Below are 17,670 nucleotides of genomic sequence, written 5' to 3'. Positions count from 1 at the left end.
CGCTGCCGAGCTTCCTTCTCAGATTATTGATCCGGTAATGACCCTGATGATCTCGTCGCTGGATTCCAGAATGTTGTGATGATGGCAGGCAAGCGGGACGACGCTCAGCTGCGAGCAAGCCGCGCCCAACCCGTTATCCGCGACAGCAACAAGCGACTTCATCACAGAGCCCGGCAACTGCGGATTGGGCTGCATCGCCTTGAACAACGTAACCGTCGTCGCCTGCAATTTGACGCTCAACTGCCCTTGCGACAACTGCTCCTCCACTTCGGCGACCCTCCGGGCACGCTCGGCGGCGGCTCCCGTAAGCCCCAGCACTGGCAGCAGTGCGGCAAGCGGAATCTCCGCAATGCCCTGCTGGTAGAAGCTATCGAGCAGATAGAGCGAAACAGCGGTAGCTCCCCGTTGCTCCAACTTGGCGGCAATTTCCAGGGCAATCAACCCGCCCAGCGACCAGCCAAGGATATGCACCCTGCCGGTATCCACCTGCAGTCCATTGACAATCATTTCATCCAGGTATCGGTCAGCCAGCGCCCCAAGTGAGCTGATCGTCGGCTGGTAATAAAGGTTGTGATTATCGATGCCCTGACAGTTCATCCTGCCCTGGAACTCCTGCGCGAGGGGATAGAAGACTTCGGCCCCAACCAGGGCCGGATGAATCATCCACAACACTGGCGCGCCGCTCGCTACCGGACTCAACGGTATCACCAGGCCACTTTCAGTGACCGCCAACAGGTTTCTCAACGTACGGCACTGGAAAAGCCTGACGACAGGGATCGAGGTTTTCAGCAACTCCGACATCTTCATACAGACCGAGATCGCCATGAGCGAAGTACCTCCCGACCTGAAGAAGTCATCCGTCATACCGACCTGCTCGCGCTTCAGGGTGGCCTGCCACAGCTCGCACAATTGCTGTTCCAGTCCATTGGCGGGTGCGACGTAGTGGTTCTGCTCTCTCTGCCCCGGGGCGGGCAACGCCTTGCGATCCAGCTTGCCGCTGGAGTTGAAAGGCAGCGCCGGCAGGCGTATCAAGACGGTCGGGATCATGTACAGCGGTAACCGCTGACTCATGGACTCCAGCAGCTCGGACTCCACCAGCGGCTCGTCACAGACGTAGTACAACGCCAGACGCTCTTGAACTTCATCCTTGCAGACGATGGCGCAGCAGGATTTTATCGGGTCAAAGGCCAGAGCCTGGCTTTCCACCTCCCCCAACTCGACCCGGTAGCCATTGATTTTCACCTGGAAGTCCATGCGCCCCATGAACTCCAGGTTGCCGTCAGGTAGATAACGCCCCGCGTCCCCGGTCCGGTAAAGCCGCTCGTCCAGTTCAGGGTGGTAGATGAATCGCTCCCGGGTTATCGGCTCATTGCGGAAATAGCCTCGGGCAACGCCTGCTCCACCAATGTACTGTTCACCGGGCAAGCAAGGCGGCAGCAAGCGCATGTGGCTGTCCAGTACATAAAAGCGCTGATGCGCCATGGCTTTGCCATAAGGCACGCTCGGCGCCAGTATCGGAGTGTCCGGAATGTCGTAGAGAATCGACCAGATGGAACTTTCCGTCGCGCCGCCGGCACTGACCACCCTGCAACCTCGGCTCCATTGGCGGATACGCGCCGGTAGCGGTTTGGCAATCACCTCCCCTACCAATACCGCGGTACGTAGCATCGGCCAGCCATTTTCATCGGCCTGGACGGATTCGAGGTACTCCACCAGCAATGTCATCACCGAAGGCGCGGAGTTCCAGAACGTCACCCCATGGGTCACCATCAAACGATGCCAGGCATCCGGTTGGTAACGCTCCGCTTCCGAAGGCATCACCATGGTGCCACCCACCGACAGCAGGCCAAAAATATCAAACGCCGAAATATCAAAACTCAGAGCACTAAGGGCCAGGCCACGATCCAGGGCATTGAGATTGAGCTGTTGAATGGTGTCGACAATGCTGTTCACCGCCCCCCGATGTTCAATGGCGACGCCCTTGGGGACACCGGTAGAACCTGAAGTAAAGATGACATAGGCGAGTGCAGACGCGTCGGGGAGCATGGGTTCACCCATACTGGCGGCGGGTAACATGGCAACCGCGCCGTATGGATCGATCAATAGCAGCCTGGCCTCGGGCTCCTCCTTCCACGGCTTGCTGCTGAACACCACCCGGGTTTGCGACTGCCTGAGAACATCCCGCCGCCGATTTTCCGGCCAGGAGCTGTCCAGTGGCAGGTAAGCCTTGCCGGACATCACGATCGCCAGCACCGCGATGATCTGGGCCCGCCCTTTGTCGACCATGACCGCAATGGTCTCGGCGTCCATGTCCACATGCTGGCGCAGCTGCAACGACAGAGTCAGAGCAGCCTGATACAACTCACCGTAGGTCAGTTCGCCAAGGCCGTCGATAATCGCAATGGCTCGCGGCTGTTGCCGGGCATGCTGGATAAAATCGTGATGGATCGCCCGTTCGAAATCATAGGCTGGCGGACAGGACTTCCAGGCTTCGCGCTGCCGCCGGACCTCTACAGCGGGTACCAGCTCCAGCTGATTGATCCGCAAATGCCCCTCCCCGACGATCTGTTCAAGAATGCGCAGATAGTACCGAGACAGGCAGCTCATGGTTGGGGCAGTGAAGAGCGCGGTCGCGTAGTTGAATACCGCCTGCACGCGCTCACCTTCTTTCTGTATGTTCAGGGTCAGGTCGAACTTTGCCGCCTGGTACTGCTCCATCAGGCTTTGCGGTTCCAGCCAATCAGGCAACTTCGGGGTCTGCCCGTCATCCTCCAGCACAAACAGCACCTGGAATAGCGGATGCCGCGACAGATCGCGTGGTACCTGCAGAGCATCGATCAACTGCTCCAGCGGCAGGCTCGAATACTTCTGCACCTGAAGCACAGAGTTGAAGACTTCGCGCACGTACTCGGACAACGGCATCTCGTCGTTGATCTGCGTGCGCAACGGCAGGGTATTGACGAAGAAACCCACTACCGATCGGGTTTCCGTCGTCGGTCGGTTGGCTACCGGCGTACCGACCAGAACATCCTGCTGACCGCTGAAACAGCTGAGCAGCAGATTGAATGCCGACAGGAAAAGCGCAAAAGACGTGACGCCTTCCTGTCGAATGAACTGCTCGGCCCGAGCCATCAGCGCCTCGGGCAATACGATGCCATAGTTGGCCCCGCGGTGGTCAAACTGCGCCGGCCGCACAAAATCGAGCGGCATCTCCAGCGTTTGCCAGCCCTGCAGTTGGTGCTGCCAGAAGGTTTTCAGTTCTGACAACCGAGCCGAATCGAGGTATTCACGCTGCCAGCAAGCGTAATCTCCATATTGCAGGAGCGGTTCCGGCAATGTCGGTTGCTGACCTCGTCGGTACGACTCATAGAGGTTTTGCAGCTCCTCCAGGAACAGGTTTTGTGACCAGCCATCGAAAGCCAGGTGATGCACGACAATCAGGCTGTACAAGATCGTACTGCCGTCAGGCTGGCGGACCTCATAGAGACTGGCTCTGAGGGGAATTTCCGAATCGAGTGCAAATGGCCGGTCAATGTCGCCGAGCAACTGTTGTTGCCAGCCAGCAGCATCGAGCCGCAACTGCTGCACCCGCAACTCGTTGTCGGTCAACTTCGACAATGCGGCAAGAGCCGACGGCTGGCAAATGACACTGCGCAGCACGTGATGGCGGGCAACGATGGACTTCAGGCTCTGGCGATAAGCGCTCAGATCGACCTCGGTGCTCAGGCGGAACAGCATCGGTACGTGGTACAGGTTGCTGCCACCGTTGAGCTTCTCGATAAACCACAGCTGCATCTGCGAGAACGACAGTGGCCAGGTATCACGCTGCAGCGCCGGAATCAGCAAAAGCCCGGACTCATTGCCGTTAAGCTTGAGGTAACGGCACAAGGCGCGAATCGTCGGATATTGCCCCAGTTCGCCCAGGGTGACCTCCCTCCGTAACCTGCGGCTGATCTGGTAACAGGCCTGGATTGCCAGAATGGAGTTGCCGCCCAGGGAGAAGAAGTTGTCTTCCACGCTGACGCGCTCCAACTTCAACAATCCACCCCAGATCAGGCAGCACTCGCGCTCCAGATCACTCTCGGCGGCGACCAGGGGGCGTTGTTCGCTCTCGGGCAGCGGCAGCGATTTTCGGGCGATCTTGCCGTTCTCGGTCAGCGGCATGCTGTCCAGCTGGATAAACGCCTTTGGCAGCATGTATGGCGGCAACTCACCGCGCAGATACTGACTCAGCGCTTGAATGTCCACCGCCTTGGTAGCGACCAAGTAGGCCGCCAGATAGGGTTGCGGATGCTGAATCAATACCACGCAACACATGGTTATATCGGGATAGGACAGCGTGATGTTCTCGATTTCCCCCAGTTCAATGCGGTAACCGTTGATTTTGACTTGCTGGTCTATCCGCCCCATGAACTCGAGGTTGCCGTCGCTGAGGAAACGCCCGGCATCCCCGGTACGGTAGACGCGTTCCTGCAAGTGCTCATGCCAGAAGAAGCTGTCGGCGGTGCGCTGTGCATCCGCGTAATAGCCGCGCGCCAACCCTTCACCGGCGATATACATCTCGCCTTTCACCCCCACAGGCAGCGGTCGCAATTCAGCATCCAGAACATAGAAACGCTCGTGTGGCAACGGCTTGCCATACGGAATGCTGACCGACCGGACTGGCTCCTGCGGCACCTCATAAAGAATCGAGAAGACCGCCGCCTCCGTTGCGCCACCGGCACTGCAGAAACGACTGTGCGGGGCCCACTGCCGACAGCGTTCAGGCAATGACGTGGCAATCCAGTCCCCCCCTACCATCACCGCGCGCAACGCGGGTACCGGGCCGGAGAGAAGTCCGGCATTGCCGACATAGTCCAGCAACAGCTCCAGCAGCGCGGGCGCGCTCAGCCACACCGTAACGCGATGGTTGATGATCGATTGATACCAGGCCTGCGGGTTGACCCGATCGTTCTCGGCCGGCATGACGACCGCGCCCCCCACTGAAAGAGGGCTGAAGATGTCAAAAATGGCCAGGTCGAAACTCAGCGCGCTGAGGGCCAGGCTGCGGTCGTACGCGTCGATAGCGAAATAACGACGGGTACCTTCGAGCATATTCACCACGCTGCGATGCTCGATCGCCACGCCTTTTGGCGTGCCTGTAGAACCAGAGGTAAAGATGATATAGGCCAGGCTGTCCGCAGCGGCATCGACGGCAGGCAAGAGCCGCGCCGGCGGTGGTAGCGTGAGGGCCTGCCCCGTGGCGCTCAGGCCGACGACATTGATCTGCGATGTCTCCCATGGCTCGCTGCTCAACAGGGTATTGATGCTCGCCTGGGCCATCACGCCCAGGCGGCGCTGCAACGGCCAGCCTTTATCCATCGGCAGGAAGGCTTTGCCACACATCAGCGCCGCCAGTATCGCCACAGGCTGCAGGCGTCCCTTGTCCGCGAGTATCGCAATCGCCTCACCTGTCATGCCGCCCTGCAAGCGCAACTGGGTAGACAGCGTCAGGGCCGCCAGATACAGCTCGCCATAGGTCATTTCACCCAGCTCATCGATCACCGCCACGGCCCGCGGATGCTGCTGCGCGTAACGGATGAAATCGTGCTGCAGGGTACGCTCGAACGAATACTCGAAACGCCGCTCCTCAGCCATCGCAAGCTGCGGCTGCATGTGCGCGGCGCTTGCCAGGCCAAGGCTTCTCAACGGCTGCTCGGCCCCCTCGACCATCTGCTGCAAGACCGTGACGTAGTAGCCGGCCAGGCGACTGATCGTGTCCTGGCTGAACAGCGCGGTGGCGAAGTTAAACCGGGCATTGATCCGCCCGGCAACGGGCGTCAACGTGAGGGTCAAGTCGAATTTGGCCGTTTGCTCATACGCACTCAGATCCACCACCGAAAGCCAATCCGGGCAAGCGGCGCCCAGCGTGCTTTCCAGAGCGAACATCACCTGAAACAGTGGATGCCGCGAAAAGTCCCGTGGCACTCCCAGGCGATCCACCAGTTGCTCCAGGGGAAAGCTCTGATGTTGTTGCACTTGCACCGTATTGGCCGCGACCTGGCGGATAAACTCGCACACCGAGAGTTCGTCAGGCACCCGATTGCGCAGCGGCAAGCTATTGACGAAAAAGCCGATTAGGCTTTCCAACTCCGGCTGGCTGCGGTTGGCCAACGGTGTCCCCATCACGATGTCATCCTGGTTGGTATAACGTGCCAGTAACAGGGTGAAGCCGGCCAACAGCACGGCATGCAGCGTAACCCCTTCCTTGCGGGCCAACGACTCGAGTGCTGCCACCAAGGATGCAGTCAGCTGGACCTTGCAGTGACTGCCGCGCGCATCAAAAAACGTGGGCCGAAGGTAATCCGGAGCAATATCCAGCTGCTGGTAGCCATCCAGCGCCTGATCCCAGAATGCCAGGGCCTCGGCACTGGCCCGGTCATCGGACTGCTCACGCTGCCAAACCGCATAGTCGAGATATTGCACATCAAGCGCCGGGGGAGCTTGTTCCGTTTGCCCGAGGAAATATTGATAAAGCACCGCCAACTCCCGCAGCAGCACGTCCATTGACCAGCCATCGAAAGCAATGTGATGGAACACCAGGAGACTCACCGTAATCTCTGCCCCGACCTCATTCCGGTAGCGGTAGATCGCTGCCCGCAACGGCAGATCGCGCAGCAGGTCAATCGGCTGCTGCAGCACCTGTTGCAGGCAGGCAGTGAACTGCACTTGCGTCACCGAATGGATCGGTACCGCCAGCTCCTGCTCGGTGACATGCAGATACGCCTCGCCCGTTTCATCCTGGCGAATCAGGCTCCGCAGCACCTGATGACGAGCCACCACCGCCTGTAAACTTTTGATGTAGGTCGCGCAGTCGGTATCGGCGGACAGCTGCAACAGCACCGGCGACAGGTAATGCGTGGCGCCACCCGACAGATTCTCCATAAACCACAAGCGCGACTGCTGGAAAGACAACCGCGCCTGGCTGCGCCCGCTCCTTGCGATCGAGGGTTCCGACAGCGTCCGCTCTTGCTGGGCAAGATGCTCACTCAGCAGCGCCACCGTCGGATACCGATTCAGTGTCAGCGCCGATACTTTTATGCCAAGGGCCTTATAGATTTCATGGCACAACCTGATCGCCAGAATCGAGTTGCCGCCCAAGCGGAAGAAGTGATGGTCAATGCCTGCGTGGCTACCAAGCAGGCGGTTGAACAACGCCAGCAACCGGCTTTCCAATTCATTGCCAGGCGCGCGGAAAGGGACACTCTGATCGATCATCGCCGGCTCGGGCAACGCTCGGTAATCCACTTTTCGACTGACAGTCAGCGGGATCCTCGGGATCGCCATCATCGCCATTGGCACCATATGGGCCGGCAATTGGGTACTCAACTGCCGCCACAACCTCTCGACCGTCAGATCGCTGCCGGGAGCGACTACGAACCAGGCCTGAAGCTGCGGCGCAGGCTCCTTGCGCGCCGTGACCAGTGCTTCGGCCACTCCCGGCACGGCACGCATCACACTCTCGATCTCACCCAACTCGATGCGGTAACCGTTAATTTTCACCTGCTGGTCCGCTCGGCCACAGTATTCCAGGCTGCCATCAGCCAGGCGCCGCACACGATCGCCGGTGCGATACAGCCGGCGGTAGTCCGGATCCTGGCTGAAGGGGTTTTCGATAAACGCCGAGGCCGTCAGTTCCGGCAAATTGAGATAACCGCGGGCAAGGCCGATTCCCGCCAGGCAAAGCTCGCCTTCAACCCCCAATGGCAGCGGGTGAAAATGCTCATCCACCACGTAGCAGCGCATATTGGCAATGCCCAGGCCAATATTGCGGGCACCATTGTTTCGATACAGGTTGATGCTCACACTGACCGAGGCTTCGGTGGGCCCATACAGGTTGGCAACCTGCAAACCCGTCGCTAGATAGTGATCGAGCACATCCTGCGAAGTCGACTCCCCGCCTACGGCAAGGCAACGCAGAGAGTCCGGCAACAGAGGACGGGTCCCCAGCAGTGCGGGCGGCAGAAAGCAGAAGTTGATTTGCCACTCGCGCATCTGCGCGGTGAGCAACTCAAGATCCAGGCGCTGGGGTTCGCTGGCGATACACAGGCGATGCCCGTTGTTAAGAGCGATGAAGATTTCGAACACATGCGCGTCGAAGGCCAGGGTGGCAAATTGCAGACAGTTCAGAACACCCTGCTCACGACTCAGCAGCCGGCGGCCATGACCCAGAATCATGTTCGCGGCACCCCGATGTTCGCACAGCGTGCCTTTGGGCTTCCCTGTTGTCCCGGAGGTATAAATGACATAAGCCAACTGCTCGCCGCTCACCTCGGGAAGCAGTATCGGCTCTTTGCCAGACACTCGTTCTTCCGGCCGATCAATCAGCAGGCAGTAGCTATCGGCCGTACTTTCCTTCAATGAGTTTTCAAGAGCCGTTTCGGTCAAGACAATGGGGCTGCCCACATCGCTCAGGATATACGCCAGCCGTTGCGCGGGGGCGTAAGGGTCCAAAGGCACATAGGCCGCGCCAGCCTTCATGATTGCCAGCATGGCCACGACTGCGTTGGCCCCCCGCTGCACATACAAGGGGATCAAGGTATCGGCCGGCATTTCCTCGCCGCAAATACGCAGGTATTCCTCACGCAACCTACGCGCCAGGCCGCTGCTACGCTGCGCGAGCTCCCCATAACTGAATGCCTGCCGGCTGTCGACCAATGCCATCCGCGTGGGATAAAGACGGGCATTTTCCTCAAAACCGGCGAACAGCGTCGTGACGTGCTCCAGCGGCACTTCACTGTCGTTATTGGATTGATTTTCTAGACGCTGCGCCTGCTCTTCGGATAAATATGGCAGCGTGGAAAGCGGCCGATCCGGCTCGCTTAGTGACGACCACAGCAAATGTTGGTATTGCTCCGCGAGTTCAGCCATTTGTACCGCGTCGAATAGATTCGCGTCATACCTGAGCCTGAACTCAAAGGCGTCTTTCGACTGCTGATACTCCAACAACAACTCAGTGCCTGCCAGGTCGTTATTGAAGCGATGATTGACCTGTGCCCGGCAACCATCAAATGTCAACGGAAAATTCTTCAGAAATCCCTGGGAAAAACTGACGTTCAATTCAGCAACCGGACTCTCGCTGAGCATGTAATGAACCGGCAACTTGGAGTGGCGCAGCCGTCCCGAGACCTTAAGTTTTTTCGTATAGTCGAGGGTCGTTTTATACAAGCTTGAAAAGTTCGAATCAGCAAGTAACGCCAAGGGAAAAACCGCGGTATTCACCTGCCCGCCATAATAGACTTTCTCCCCTCCTTCCGCTGCGACAGGATAGGCAATGCAAACTTTTTCCTGCCTCGTCTGACGGGCAATCAAGATCGCCCACAACGTCTTGAATATTAGAAAATGATTGGCATATTTGATCCCGGCCTTCAGATCTCGCCAGTCGGCGAACGAGACATCAAAACGCACTTCGCCCGCTGCCTCTTGCCTCTGTCCGGAGGGTATGCAGGGCAACTCGGCACGCCGCGGACAACCAGACAACAAGTCATGCCAGAACCCCGTCGAGTCAAACTGTCCACGCAATTGAGCAACGTCATCTTCATAGCGCGCATATAAATCGATGAGATCACTAAACGCCTCTGCCGGCGCGAGCCCTAGCGGGCCCTTGTTGTAATATTGAGATATCAAGGCATAAAACTCGTCGCCAGACAGGCCATCCAGCAGCACGTGGTGTACGACGACAAGAAAGTTGTAACGCCGTTCGCCAGTCTTGATCAGATGGAAGCGACAGAGAGGCCCTTGGCGGAGGTCAAAGGGAGTACTTACCAGGGATTGGGCATCGCAGGGTGAATCGAAATACTCGAGGGTTATAGGATTATCGGCTTTCACCCAAAAAAGCTGTCCATCTTTTTCATCGAGAACATGATTAAACAGAATATAGTCTCGACTTATACCCTCTACGGCCAAACACAGCCTATTTAAATCCAGGTCACCTTCGATATCCTGATCCAGAACCAGGTTATATTCGCATGATTGCGGCTTGATAATATATTCATCCCAGAAGACCCTGGTGTAAGGCGAGGCAGAAAACATACGATATCCTTAAGGTTTATTAGAGTGAGCCTTCACGTCTAAACTGATCGCCGCATTTTAACGAGAGACTCTCTCGCCACTAAAAACAAGACTACGATTAAAAATCCTTTGCCTTGGGCCAAAGCCGAAAAGCGTGCCTATTTCTTAATTCAATTATGTTCCTCTTAGCCCCAACCCGACCCTTCATCTGCCTTTCACCAGCACAGACTCCAAGTTAAATAATTATTTATGGTCACCAATCGAGAAAGATACGCACTCACGAATTCTCGCGAAATAATATATTTAACGAAAATCCAATATCCATAAGATATTTCCTTTGCACTCATAAGATAAAACTTAATTAAAAAAGAGAATCAAGCAGAATCTTCACGGCAATATCTGAACACAAGGACTGGGTCCTATCCGGGGTTATCGTTCCGATCGACAGCCGTTCACCGCCGCCCCAACTCTGTATCGGGGCGCGAGTCTTTGATGGAGGGGGAGAAACCGGGAACAGTTTTGTCCGGCGAGCACTTCTATCCGGGAAGGTTGACGAGATCGCGGCCAGGGCTGCCGACGATCCTGAGGGTCATTTGCAACAGGCAGGACATCCGGAGGTGGCTTATATCAGCGATGGCGACCGGTACGTCTGCTGCTCGTCGAATTCAAGCACGAGGGTTCGCACCACAAGTGACATGGCCGCAGCTGCCGGATCGGCAAGCGGGCTGATGCCATCCTGCACGACCATGGCGACACCCTGCGGCCAAGAACCTGGTCAGTCAGTATCCGGGGGACACTTTGCGAGCGCCTTACTTCAAACCGCCAAAACGCCGATAGAAACTTTCGCCCACGTCGGGCAGCGGACCGTCGGCGTTTTCCAGCGCGTCGTTGAGCCATTCCTCGGCCTTGGCGTAAATCAGGCGATAGATGTTGCGGCAGAGCTGGCGCGCCGCCCGGCCTTCCCAGTCACCAGGGAGCAGCTCGTCCGGCAGTTGCGGATCGCGCAGCAGCAGTTTGCGGTACTCGTGAATCAGCAGCAGGCGTGCCAGGAAACAATCGGCCGGCTGCAGTTGCTCCTGCTCGCGCAGCGCTTGCCACAGCGGCCGGAACAACTGGATGAACTCGCTGTAGTGAGCCGCGAGCTCGTCGATGTTCCAGCTTTCGCGCACCTGCAGGCGCAGCGCCTTGGAGGCCAGCACATCCTGGGCGGTGGTCTCGAACACAATGGTGTCTTCCTGGGCGCCAAGGTCCACCAGGGTCGCGTTGATGTCCGCCCGATCGCTGCGCGGACAGGCCAGCAGCACCGGCGAAATCGCGCCAAAACCTTGCCATTCCAACTCTTCGCGCACCTGCTTGCGCTTGTCCTGGCCAAGCTGCGACAGCATCACCAGGCACCAGGAACCATCCCAGGCCGGCACGCTGGCGTTGTAGACCCGCTTGAAGGCCTTGTCGAAACGCCGGCGGCCGGTACCGGTCAGGCTGTAATAGCTGCGGCGCCCGACTTTCTCGGCGGTCAGCCAGCCTTCCTTGGTCAGGCGAAAGATCGAGGTGCGGATCAGCCGCTCGTTGATGCCGATGGGTTCGAGCAACTGGATCAGGCTACCCAGCCATACCGTACCGCCGTGGGGTTCGATGGCATCGCCGTACAGGGTAATGATCAGGGAGCTGGCGCGAATCGGCGTCTGCTCCTGGAAACGGGTCACGAGGTGATTCAGGGGTGCTAGGGACGACATGGGCGTACCGGACAAAAAGGAAGAAATATACCGGGTTTCACCGGCTTGGAGTGGCCTGGAGCGCGCGACCCACTGTGCCCTGGTTGTTCACTGGCCGGTATTTTTCGGGCGCAGGCCGCTGTCAGTGATGCGCGGGCGATGGGCTTCGGGTTCCGCGAGCGGCTCACAGACCTGCATCTGCTCCAGGCAGCGCCTGGCCAGCTGTTGATATTCGCGGGTGCCGGCCTGCTTCCAGTGCAGCTCTTCGTCGCTGAGGCGGCGTTTGACACTGGCCGGGGCGCCCATGACCAGCGACTGCTCGGCACACTCGAAGCCGGCCTTGACGAAGGCCGCCGCGGACACGAAGCAGCGTGGCGCGATCCGGGCGTTATCCATCACCACCGCGTTCATCCCCACCAGCGCATCGGCGCCGATCCGGCAGCCATGCAGCACCGCGCCATGGCCGATATGGCCGTTGCGCTCAACCACCGTGTCGCTCTCGGGAAAGCCGTGCATCACACAGGTGTCCTGCAGGTTGGCCCCCTCCTCCAGCACGATCCGTCCGAAATCGCCGCGCAGGCTGGCCAGCGGGCCGATGTAGCAGTGGGCACCGACTATCACGTCGCCGATCAGCACGGCGGACGGATGCACATAAGCACTGGGATGGACCACCGGGGTCAGGCCGTCGAGGCTGTAGCAGGTCATGAGGTACTCCTTGGCTAGGCGGCAAGTCGACATAGTGTGCAAAGCGATGCCGATCAGGGTTTATTTTGTATCGCATCAAGCTTAAACGAAAAAGCGGAAAAACAGTATCGCGTCTCTGCTCAGCGAAAGCCGCCAGGCAAAGGCCATAAGCTCTAGTAAAATCTAGAAAATCATGACTTGATCGCCCCTCTCCATCCTGGAGCAAACGATTAAAAGCCTCAACATAAAGACACACTAATTACATTTTTACATTGCATTTATGTATCGCATTGGCGATATACTCGGCGAAAACCGGCTCCCCAGCCGATCCAATAATGACCCGGCCCTGCGCCGAGCGTGCACCGTGAGGGCATCCGCCATGCCTCAAACCCTTGCTGTCGAAAGCCTCGATGGCGGCGTTCGACTGATTACCCTGCAACGCCCCGCCGCCCTGAATGCCCTGACCAGCGAATTGCTCGGCGAACTGGCAGCTGCCCTGGACGCCGCCCAGGCCGACAGCGAGACCCGGGTCGTGGTGCTGACCGGCAGCCGCAAGGCATTCGCCGCCGGTGCCGACATCAATGAAATGGCCGAGCGCGACCTCACCGGCATCCTCAATGACCCGCGCCAGGCTTCCTGGCAGCGGATCACCGCCTTCAGCAAACCGCTGATCGCCGCGGTCAACGGCTTTGCCCTCGGCGGCGGCTGCGAGCTGGCCATGCACGCCGACATCCTGATCGCCGGCGAGGACGCCCGTTTTGGCCAGCCGGAAATCAACCTCGGGATCATGCCCGGCGCCGGCGGCACCCAGCGCCTGCTGCGGGCGGTCGGCAAATCCCTGGCCATGCAGATGGTCCTCGGCGGCGAGTCGATCGATGCCCGCCATGCCTTGCGCGCCGGCCTGGTCAGCGAGGTCACCCAACCGGAATTCACGGTCGAGCGCGCCCTGCAGCTGGCGCGGCTGATCGCCGGCAAGGCGCCGCTGGCCCTGCGCCTGGCCAAGGAGGCGCTGCTCAAGGCGCTGGACACCGACCTCGCCAGCGGCCTGCGCTTCGAGCGCCATGCCTTCACGGTGCTGGCCGGCACTCGCGACCGCGAAGAAGGCATCCGCGCCTTCCAGGAAAAACGCCGGCCCCGCTTCACCGGCCACTAGGCCGCCGTAGCGGCCAACGACTCACACGACCTGTCAGAGAGCGCCAGAACCATGAACTTCGAACACATCCTGTTTTCCGTCGAGGCAGGCGTCGCCCTCCTCAGCCTGAACCGCCCCGAACAGCTCAACAGCTTCAATGCGCAGATGCATGGCGAGGTCCGCGAAGCCCTCAAGCAGGTGCGCGCCAATCCCGAGACCCGGGTGCTGCTGTTGACCGGCGAAGGTCGTGGCTTCTGTGCCGGCCAGGACCTGAGCGACCGCAATGTCGCCCCCGGCGCGGAGGTGCCGGACCTGGGCGAATCCATCGAACGTTTCTACAACCCGCTGATCCGCCAGTTGCGCGACCTGCCGCTGCCGGTGGTCTGCGCGGTGAACGGCGTGGCCGCCGGGGCCGGGGCCAATATTCCCCTGGCCTGCGACCTGGTGCTGGCCGGTCGTTCGGCGAGTTTTATCCAGGCGTTCTGCAAGATCGGCCTGATCCCCGACTCCGGCGGCACCTGGACCCTGCCGCGCCTGGTCGGCATGGCGCGGGCCAAGGCCCTGGCCCTGCTGGGCAATCGCCTGACGGCCGAACAGGCCGAGCAATGGGGCCTGATCTATCGCTGCGTCGAAGATGCCGAGTTGCGCGACGAGGCCCTCAAGCTTGCGCGCCACCTGGCCACCCAACCGACCTATGGCCTGGCGCTAATCAAGCGCAGCCTCAACGCCAGCCTGAACAACAGCTTCGATGAACAGCTGGAACTGGAAAAAGACCTGCAACGCCTGGCCGGACGCAGCGAGGACTACCGCGAAGGCGTGAGTGCCTTCATGGACAAACGCACACCGGCCTTCAAAGGACGCTGAACATGAACGCACTGACACCCCAGGCCCGTGTCGCGGTGATCGGCGCCGGCGCGATGGGCGCCGGCATCGCCCAGGTCGCGGCCCAGGCCGGCCACCCGGCCTGGCTACTGGACAACCGCCCGGGCGCCGCCGCGCAAGCCATCGCCGACATCGACCGGCAACTCGCCAGGCGCGTAGCCAACGGCAAACTCAATGCCCAGGCGCACAGGGCGACCATGGCCCGGTTGCAGGCCGCCGAAGCCATCGAGCAACTGGCCGACAGCGAGCTGATCGTCGAAGCCATCGCCGAGAACCTCGAGGCCAAGCGTGAGCTGTTTCACCAGCTGGAAAGCCTGTGCCGCGACAGCTGCATCCTCGCCAGCAACACCTCTTCGCTGTCGATCACCCGCATCGCCGCCGGCCTGAGGCGCCCCGAGCGCTTGCTCGGCCTGCACTTTTTCAACCCGGCGCCGGTCATGCCGCTGGTCGAGGTCGTCTCGGGCCTGACCAGCGACCGGCAACTGGCGCAGCGCCTGTACGACACCGCAATAAACTGGGGCAAGCAGCCGGTGCACACCCGCTCCACACCGGGCTTTATCGTCAATCGCGTGGCCCGGCCGTTCTACGCCGAAAGCCTGCGCCTGCTGCAGGAAGGTGCCGGCGACTGCGCCACCCTCGACGCCCTGCTGCGCGAGGCTGGTGGTTTTGCCATGGGCGCCTTCGAACTGACAGACCTGATCGGCCATGACGTCAACTACGCGGTGACCCGCTCGGTCTTCGAGGCCTATTACGGCGACATGCGTTTTCAGCCCTCGCTGATTCAGCAGGAACTGGTGGATGCCGGACATTTCGGACGCAAGAGTGGCCAGGGTTTCTATGCCTATGCCGAGGGCGCCGAGCGCCCGGCCCCTGTCGAGCTGCACAGCGATCAGCCCATCGAGCACTGCGTAGTCGAGGGCGATCTGGGGGCTGCCCAAGGCCTGCTGCAACGCCTGCGCGAGTCCGGTGTGCGCCTGGTCGAGCGTGACGGCCCTGGCCTGTTGCGGGTCGGCGACGCGGTACTGGCGGTCAGCGACGGGCGCCTGGCCAGCCAGCGCGCCCGCGAACACGGTTTGAGCAACCTGATCCTGCTGGACCTGGCCCATGACTATGCCAGCGCTGGCCGCCTGGCCATCAGTTGCTCCGTCACCACCAGCCCACTGGCCCGCGACCAGGCGGTGGCATTGTTGCAACGCGCCGGGTTCAAGGTCAGCCAGCTCAGCGACACCCCGGGGCTGCTGGTCCTGCGCACCGTGGCGATGCTCGCCAACGAAGCCACCGACGCCTTGCTGCAAGGCGTGGCCTCGGCGGTGGACATCGACCTGGCGATGCGCGCCGGGGTCAATTACCCCGAAGGCCCCCTGGCCTGGGCCGACCGCCTGGGCCTGCCATGGGTGCTCGAGGTCCTGCAAAACCTGCAGGCCGCCTACGGCGAGGAACGTTATCGACCGTCCCTGCTGTTGCGCCGCCGGGTTGCCGAAGGGAGGACGCTGCATGCTTGATCACCCTGCAATGAGCCTGGCCAGCGCCTGCGCCCAGAGCCTGTTCAAACGCGACAACGCCAGCCAGGCACTGGGCATGCGCCTGCTGTCGGTGGCGCCCGGCGCCGCCCGGCTGGGCATGAGCGTGCGCGAAGACATGCTGCAAGGCCACGGCACTTGCCACGGCGGCTTGCTGTTCACCCTGGCGGACTCGGCCTTCGCCCTGGCCTGCAATACCTACGACGAAGCCACGGTAGCCATCGGCTGCAGCATCGACTACATCGCCCCGGCCCGCCTCGGCGATACCCTGACCGCCGATTGCATCGAGCAAAGCCGCAGCGGCCGGATCGGCAACTACGACGTGCGGATCGAAAACCAGCATGGCGTGCTGATCGCCCTGTTCCACGGCAAATCCTACAAAGTGCGCGGCCCGGTGCTGGCGCAGGAGAACCCCAATGAATGACGCCCTGATCATCGATGCGGTCCGTACCCCCATCGGCCGTTACGGCGGCGCCCTGAGCAGCGTGCGCGCCGACGACCTGGGCGCGGTGCCGTTGCGCGCCCTGATGCAGCGCAACCCCGGGGTCGACTGGAGCCGGGTCGACGAAGTGATCTACGGCTGCGCCAACCAGGCCGGCGAAGACAACCGCAACGTGGCACGCATGTCGGCGCTGCTCGCCGGGCTGCCGGTGGAGGTCCCCGGTACCACCCTCAACCGCTTGTGCGGCTCCGGCCTGGACGCCATAGGCAGCGCCGCCCGCGCCCTGCGCTGTGGCGAGGCCGGGCTGGTGCTGGCCGGCGGCGTCGAATCGATGTCCCGCGCGCCGCTGGTGATGGGCAAGGCGCAGGCCGCGTTTTCGCGCCAGGCCGAGCTGTTCGACAGCACCATCGGCTGGCGCTTCGTCAACCCGCTGATGGAACAAGGCTTCGGCATCGACTCGATGCCGGAAACCGCGGAAAACGTCGCCGCGCAATTCGGCATTTCCCGCGCCGACCAGGACTCCTTCGCCCTGCGCAGCCAGCAGCGGGCCGCGGCGGCGCAAGCCAGCGGACGCCTGGCCAGGGAAATAGTCGCGGTGCCCATTCCCCAGCGCAAAGGCCCGCCGACCCTGGTCGAGCAGGACGAACACCCGAGGGGCGACACCACCCTCGAACAGCTGCAGAAGCTCGGCACGCCATTCCGCCAGGGCGGCAGCGTCACCGCGGGCAACGCCTCGGGGGTCAACGACGGCGCCTGCGCCCTGTTGCTGGCCGACGCGGTAACCGCGCAACGCTACGACCTCAAGGCTCGTGGTCGGGTGGTCGCCATGGCCACCGCCGGGGTCGAGCCACGGATCATGGGCATCGGCCCGGTGCCAGCCACGCGCAAAGTGCTGGAACTGGCCCGGCTGAGCCTGGCGGACATGGACGTGATCGAGCTCAACGAGGCGTTCGCCGCCCAGGGCCTGGCGGTGCTGCGCGAGCTGGGCCTGGCGGACGACGACGAGCGGGTCAACCCCAACGGCGGCGCCATCGCCCTGGGCCATCCCCTGGGCATGAGCGGCGCGCGTCTGGTGACCACCGCGCTGCACGAGCTGGAGCAGCGCCAGGGTCGCTACGCCTTGTGCACCATGTGCATCGGTGTGGGCCAAGGCATCGCGCTGATCATCGAACGACTTTAAGACCAGATACACCCGCGCCCGGAGCCCCCACGGGTATCCTTGGCGCAGGCACTCAGGAGCCGCCCGCC

General features: G+C 61.0%; 9 protein-coding genes. 5 read left to right on the top strand and 4 right to left on the bottom strand.

Going from position 1 to position 17,670, the window contains the following annotated elements; all coding sequences use genetic code 11:
* Positions 1-18 precede the first annotated feature (18 nt).
* The 4 genes from BM019_RS14930 to paaY form a co-directional block, all read right to left on the bottom strand.
* The gene (locus tag BM019_RS14930; RefSeq protein WP_092418732.1) at positions 19-10,071 is read right to left on the bottom strand and encodes a non-ribosomal peptide synthetase; all 10,053 of its coding nucleotides are present in this window, start codon (positions 10,069-10,071) and stop codon (positions 19-21) included.
* A 601-nt stretch (positions 10,072-10,672) separates the two neighbouring features.
* Entirely contained in the window at positions 10,673-10,798 is a 126-nt protein-coding gene (locus BM019_RS31195; RefSeq protein WP_256580942.1) for a hypothetical protein, read from the bottom strand.
* A 61-nt stretch (positions 10,799-10,859) separates the two neighbouring features.
* Entirely contained in the window at positions 10,860-11,783 is a 924-nt protein-coding gene (gene paaX / locus BM019_RS14925; RefSeq protein WP_009043762.1) for a phenylacetic acid degradation operon negative regulatory protein PaaX, read from the bottom strand.
* An 87-nt stretch (positions 11,784-11,870) separates the two neighbouring features.
* Positions 11,871-12,467, bottom strand: coding sequence for a phenylacetic acid degradation protein PaaY (gene paaY / locus BM019_RS14920; RefSeq protein ID WP_092418731.1), 597 nt, complete (start codon positions 12,465-12,467; stop codon positions 11,871-11,873).
* Positions 12,468-12,825: 358 nt separating this feature from the next.
* Between paaY and paaF the strand changes: the two genes are divergently transcribed.
* Genes paaF through pcaF form a run of 5 tightly spaced genes read left to right on the top strand, consistent with a single transcriptional unit; the run spans position 12,826 to position 17,602 of the window.
* On the top strand, positions 12,826-13,599 hold the full coding sequence (gene paaF / locus BM019_RS14915) for a 2,3-dehydroadipyl-CoA hydratase PaaF (RefSeq protein ID WP_092418730.1): 774 nt from the start codon (positions 12,826-12,828) through the stop codon (positions 13,597-13,599).
* Positions 13,600-13,650: 51 nt separating this feature from the next.
* On the top strand, positions 13,651-14,442 hold the full coding sequence (gene paaG / locus BM019_RS14910) for a 2-(1,2-epoxy-1,2-dihydrophenyl)acetyl-CoA isomerase PaaG (RefSeq protein ID WP_092418729.1): 792 nt from the start codon (positions 13,651-13,653) through the stop codon (positions 14,440-14,442).
* Positions 14,443-14,444: 2 nt separating this feature from the next.
* Entirely contained in the window at positions 14,445-15,962 is a 1,518-nt protein-coding gene (gene paaH, locus BM019_RS14905) for a 3-hydroxyacyl-CoA dehydrogenase PaaH (RefSeq protein WP_092418728.1), read from the top strand.
* Entirely contained in the window at positions 15,955-16,404 is a 450-nt protein-coding gene (gene paaI / locus BM019_RS14900; protein ID WP_092418727.1) for a hydroxyphenylacetyl-CoA thioesterase PaaI, read from the top strand. The genes paaH and paaI overlap by 8 nt, the downstream gene beginning before the upstream one ends.
* Entirely contained in the window at positions 16,397-17,602 is a 1,206-nt protein-coding gene (pcaF, locus tag BM019_RS14895; RefSeq protein WP_092418726.1) for a 3-oxoadipyl-CoA thiolase, read from the top strand. Before paaI ends, pcaF begins: the two co-directional genes overlap by 8 nt.
* Positions 17,603-17,670: the final 68 nt, after the last annotated feature.

The organism is Pseudomonas sp. NFPP07, from assembly GCF_900115645.1.
GTDB lineage: Bacteria > Pseudomonadota > Gammaproteobacteria > Pseudomonadales > Pseudomonadaceae > Aquipseudomonas > Aquipseudomonas chlororaphis.
The sequence above is the reverse complement of the archived record's forward strand: the minus strand, read 5'-3'. Positions and strand labels throughout refer to the sequence as shown.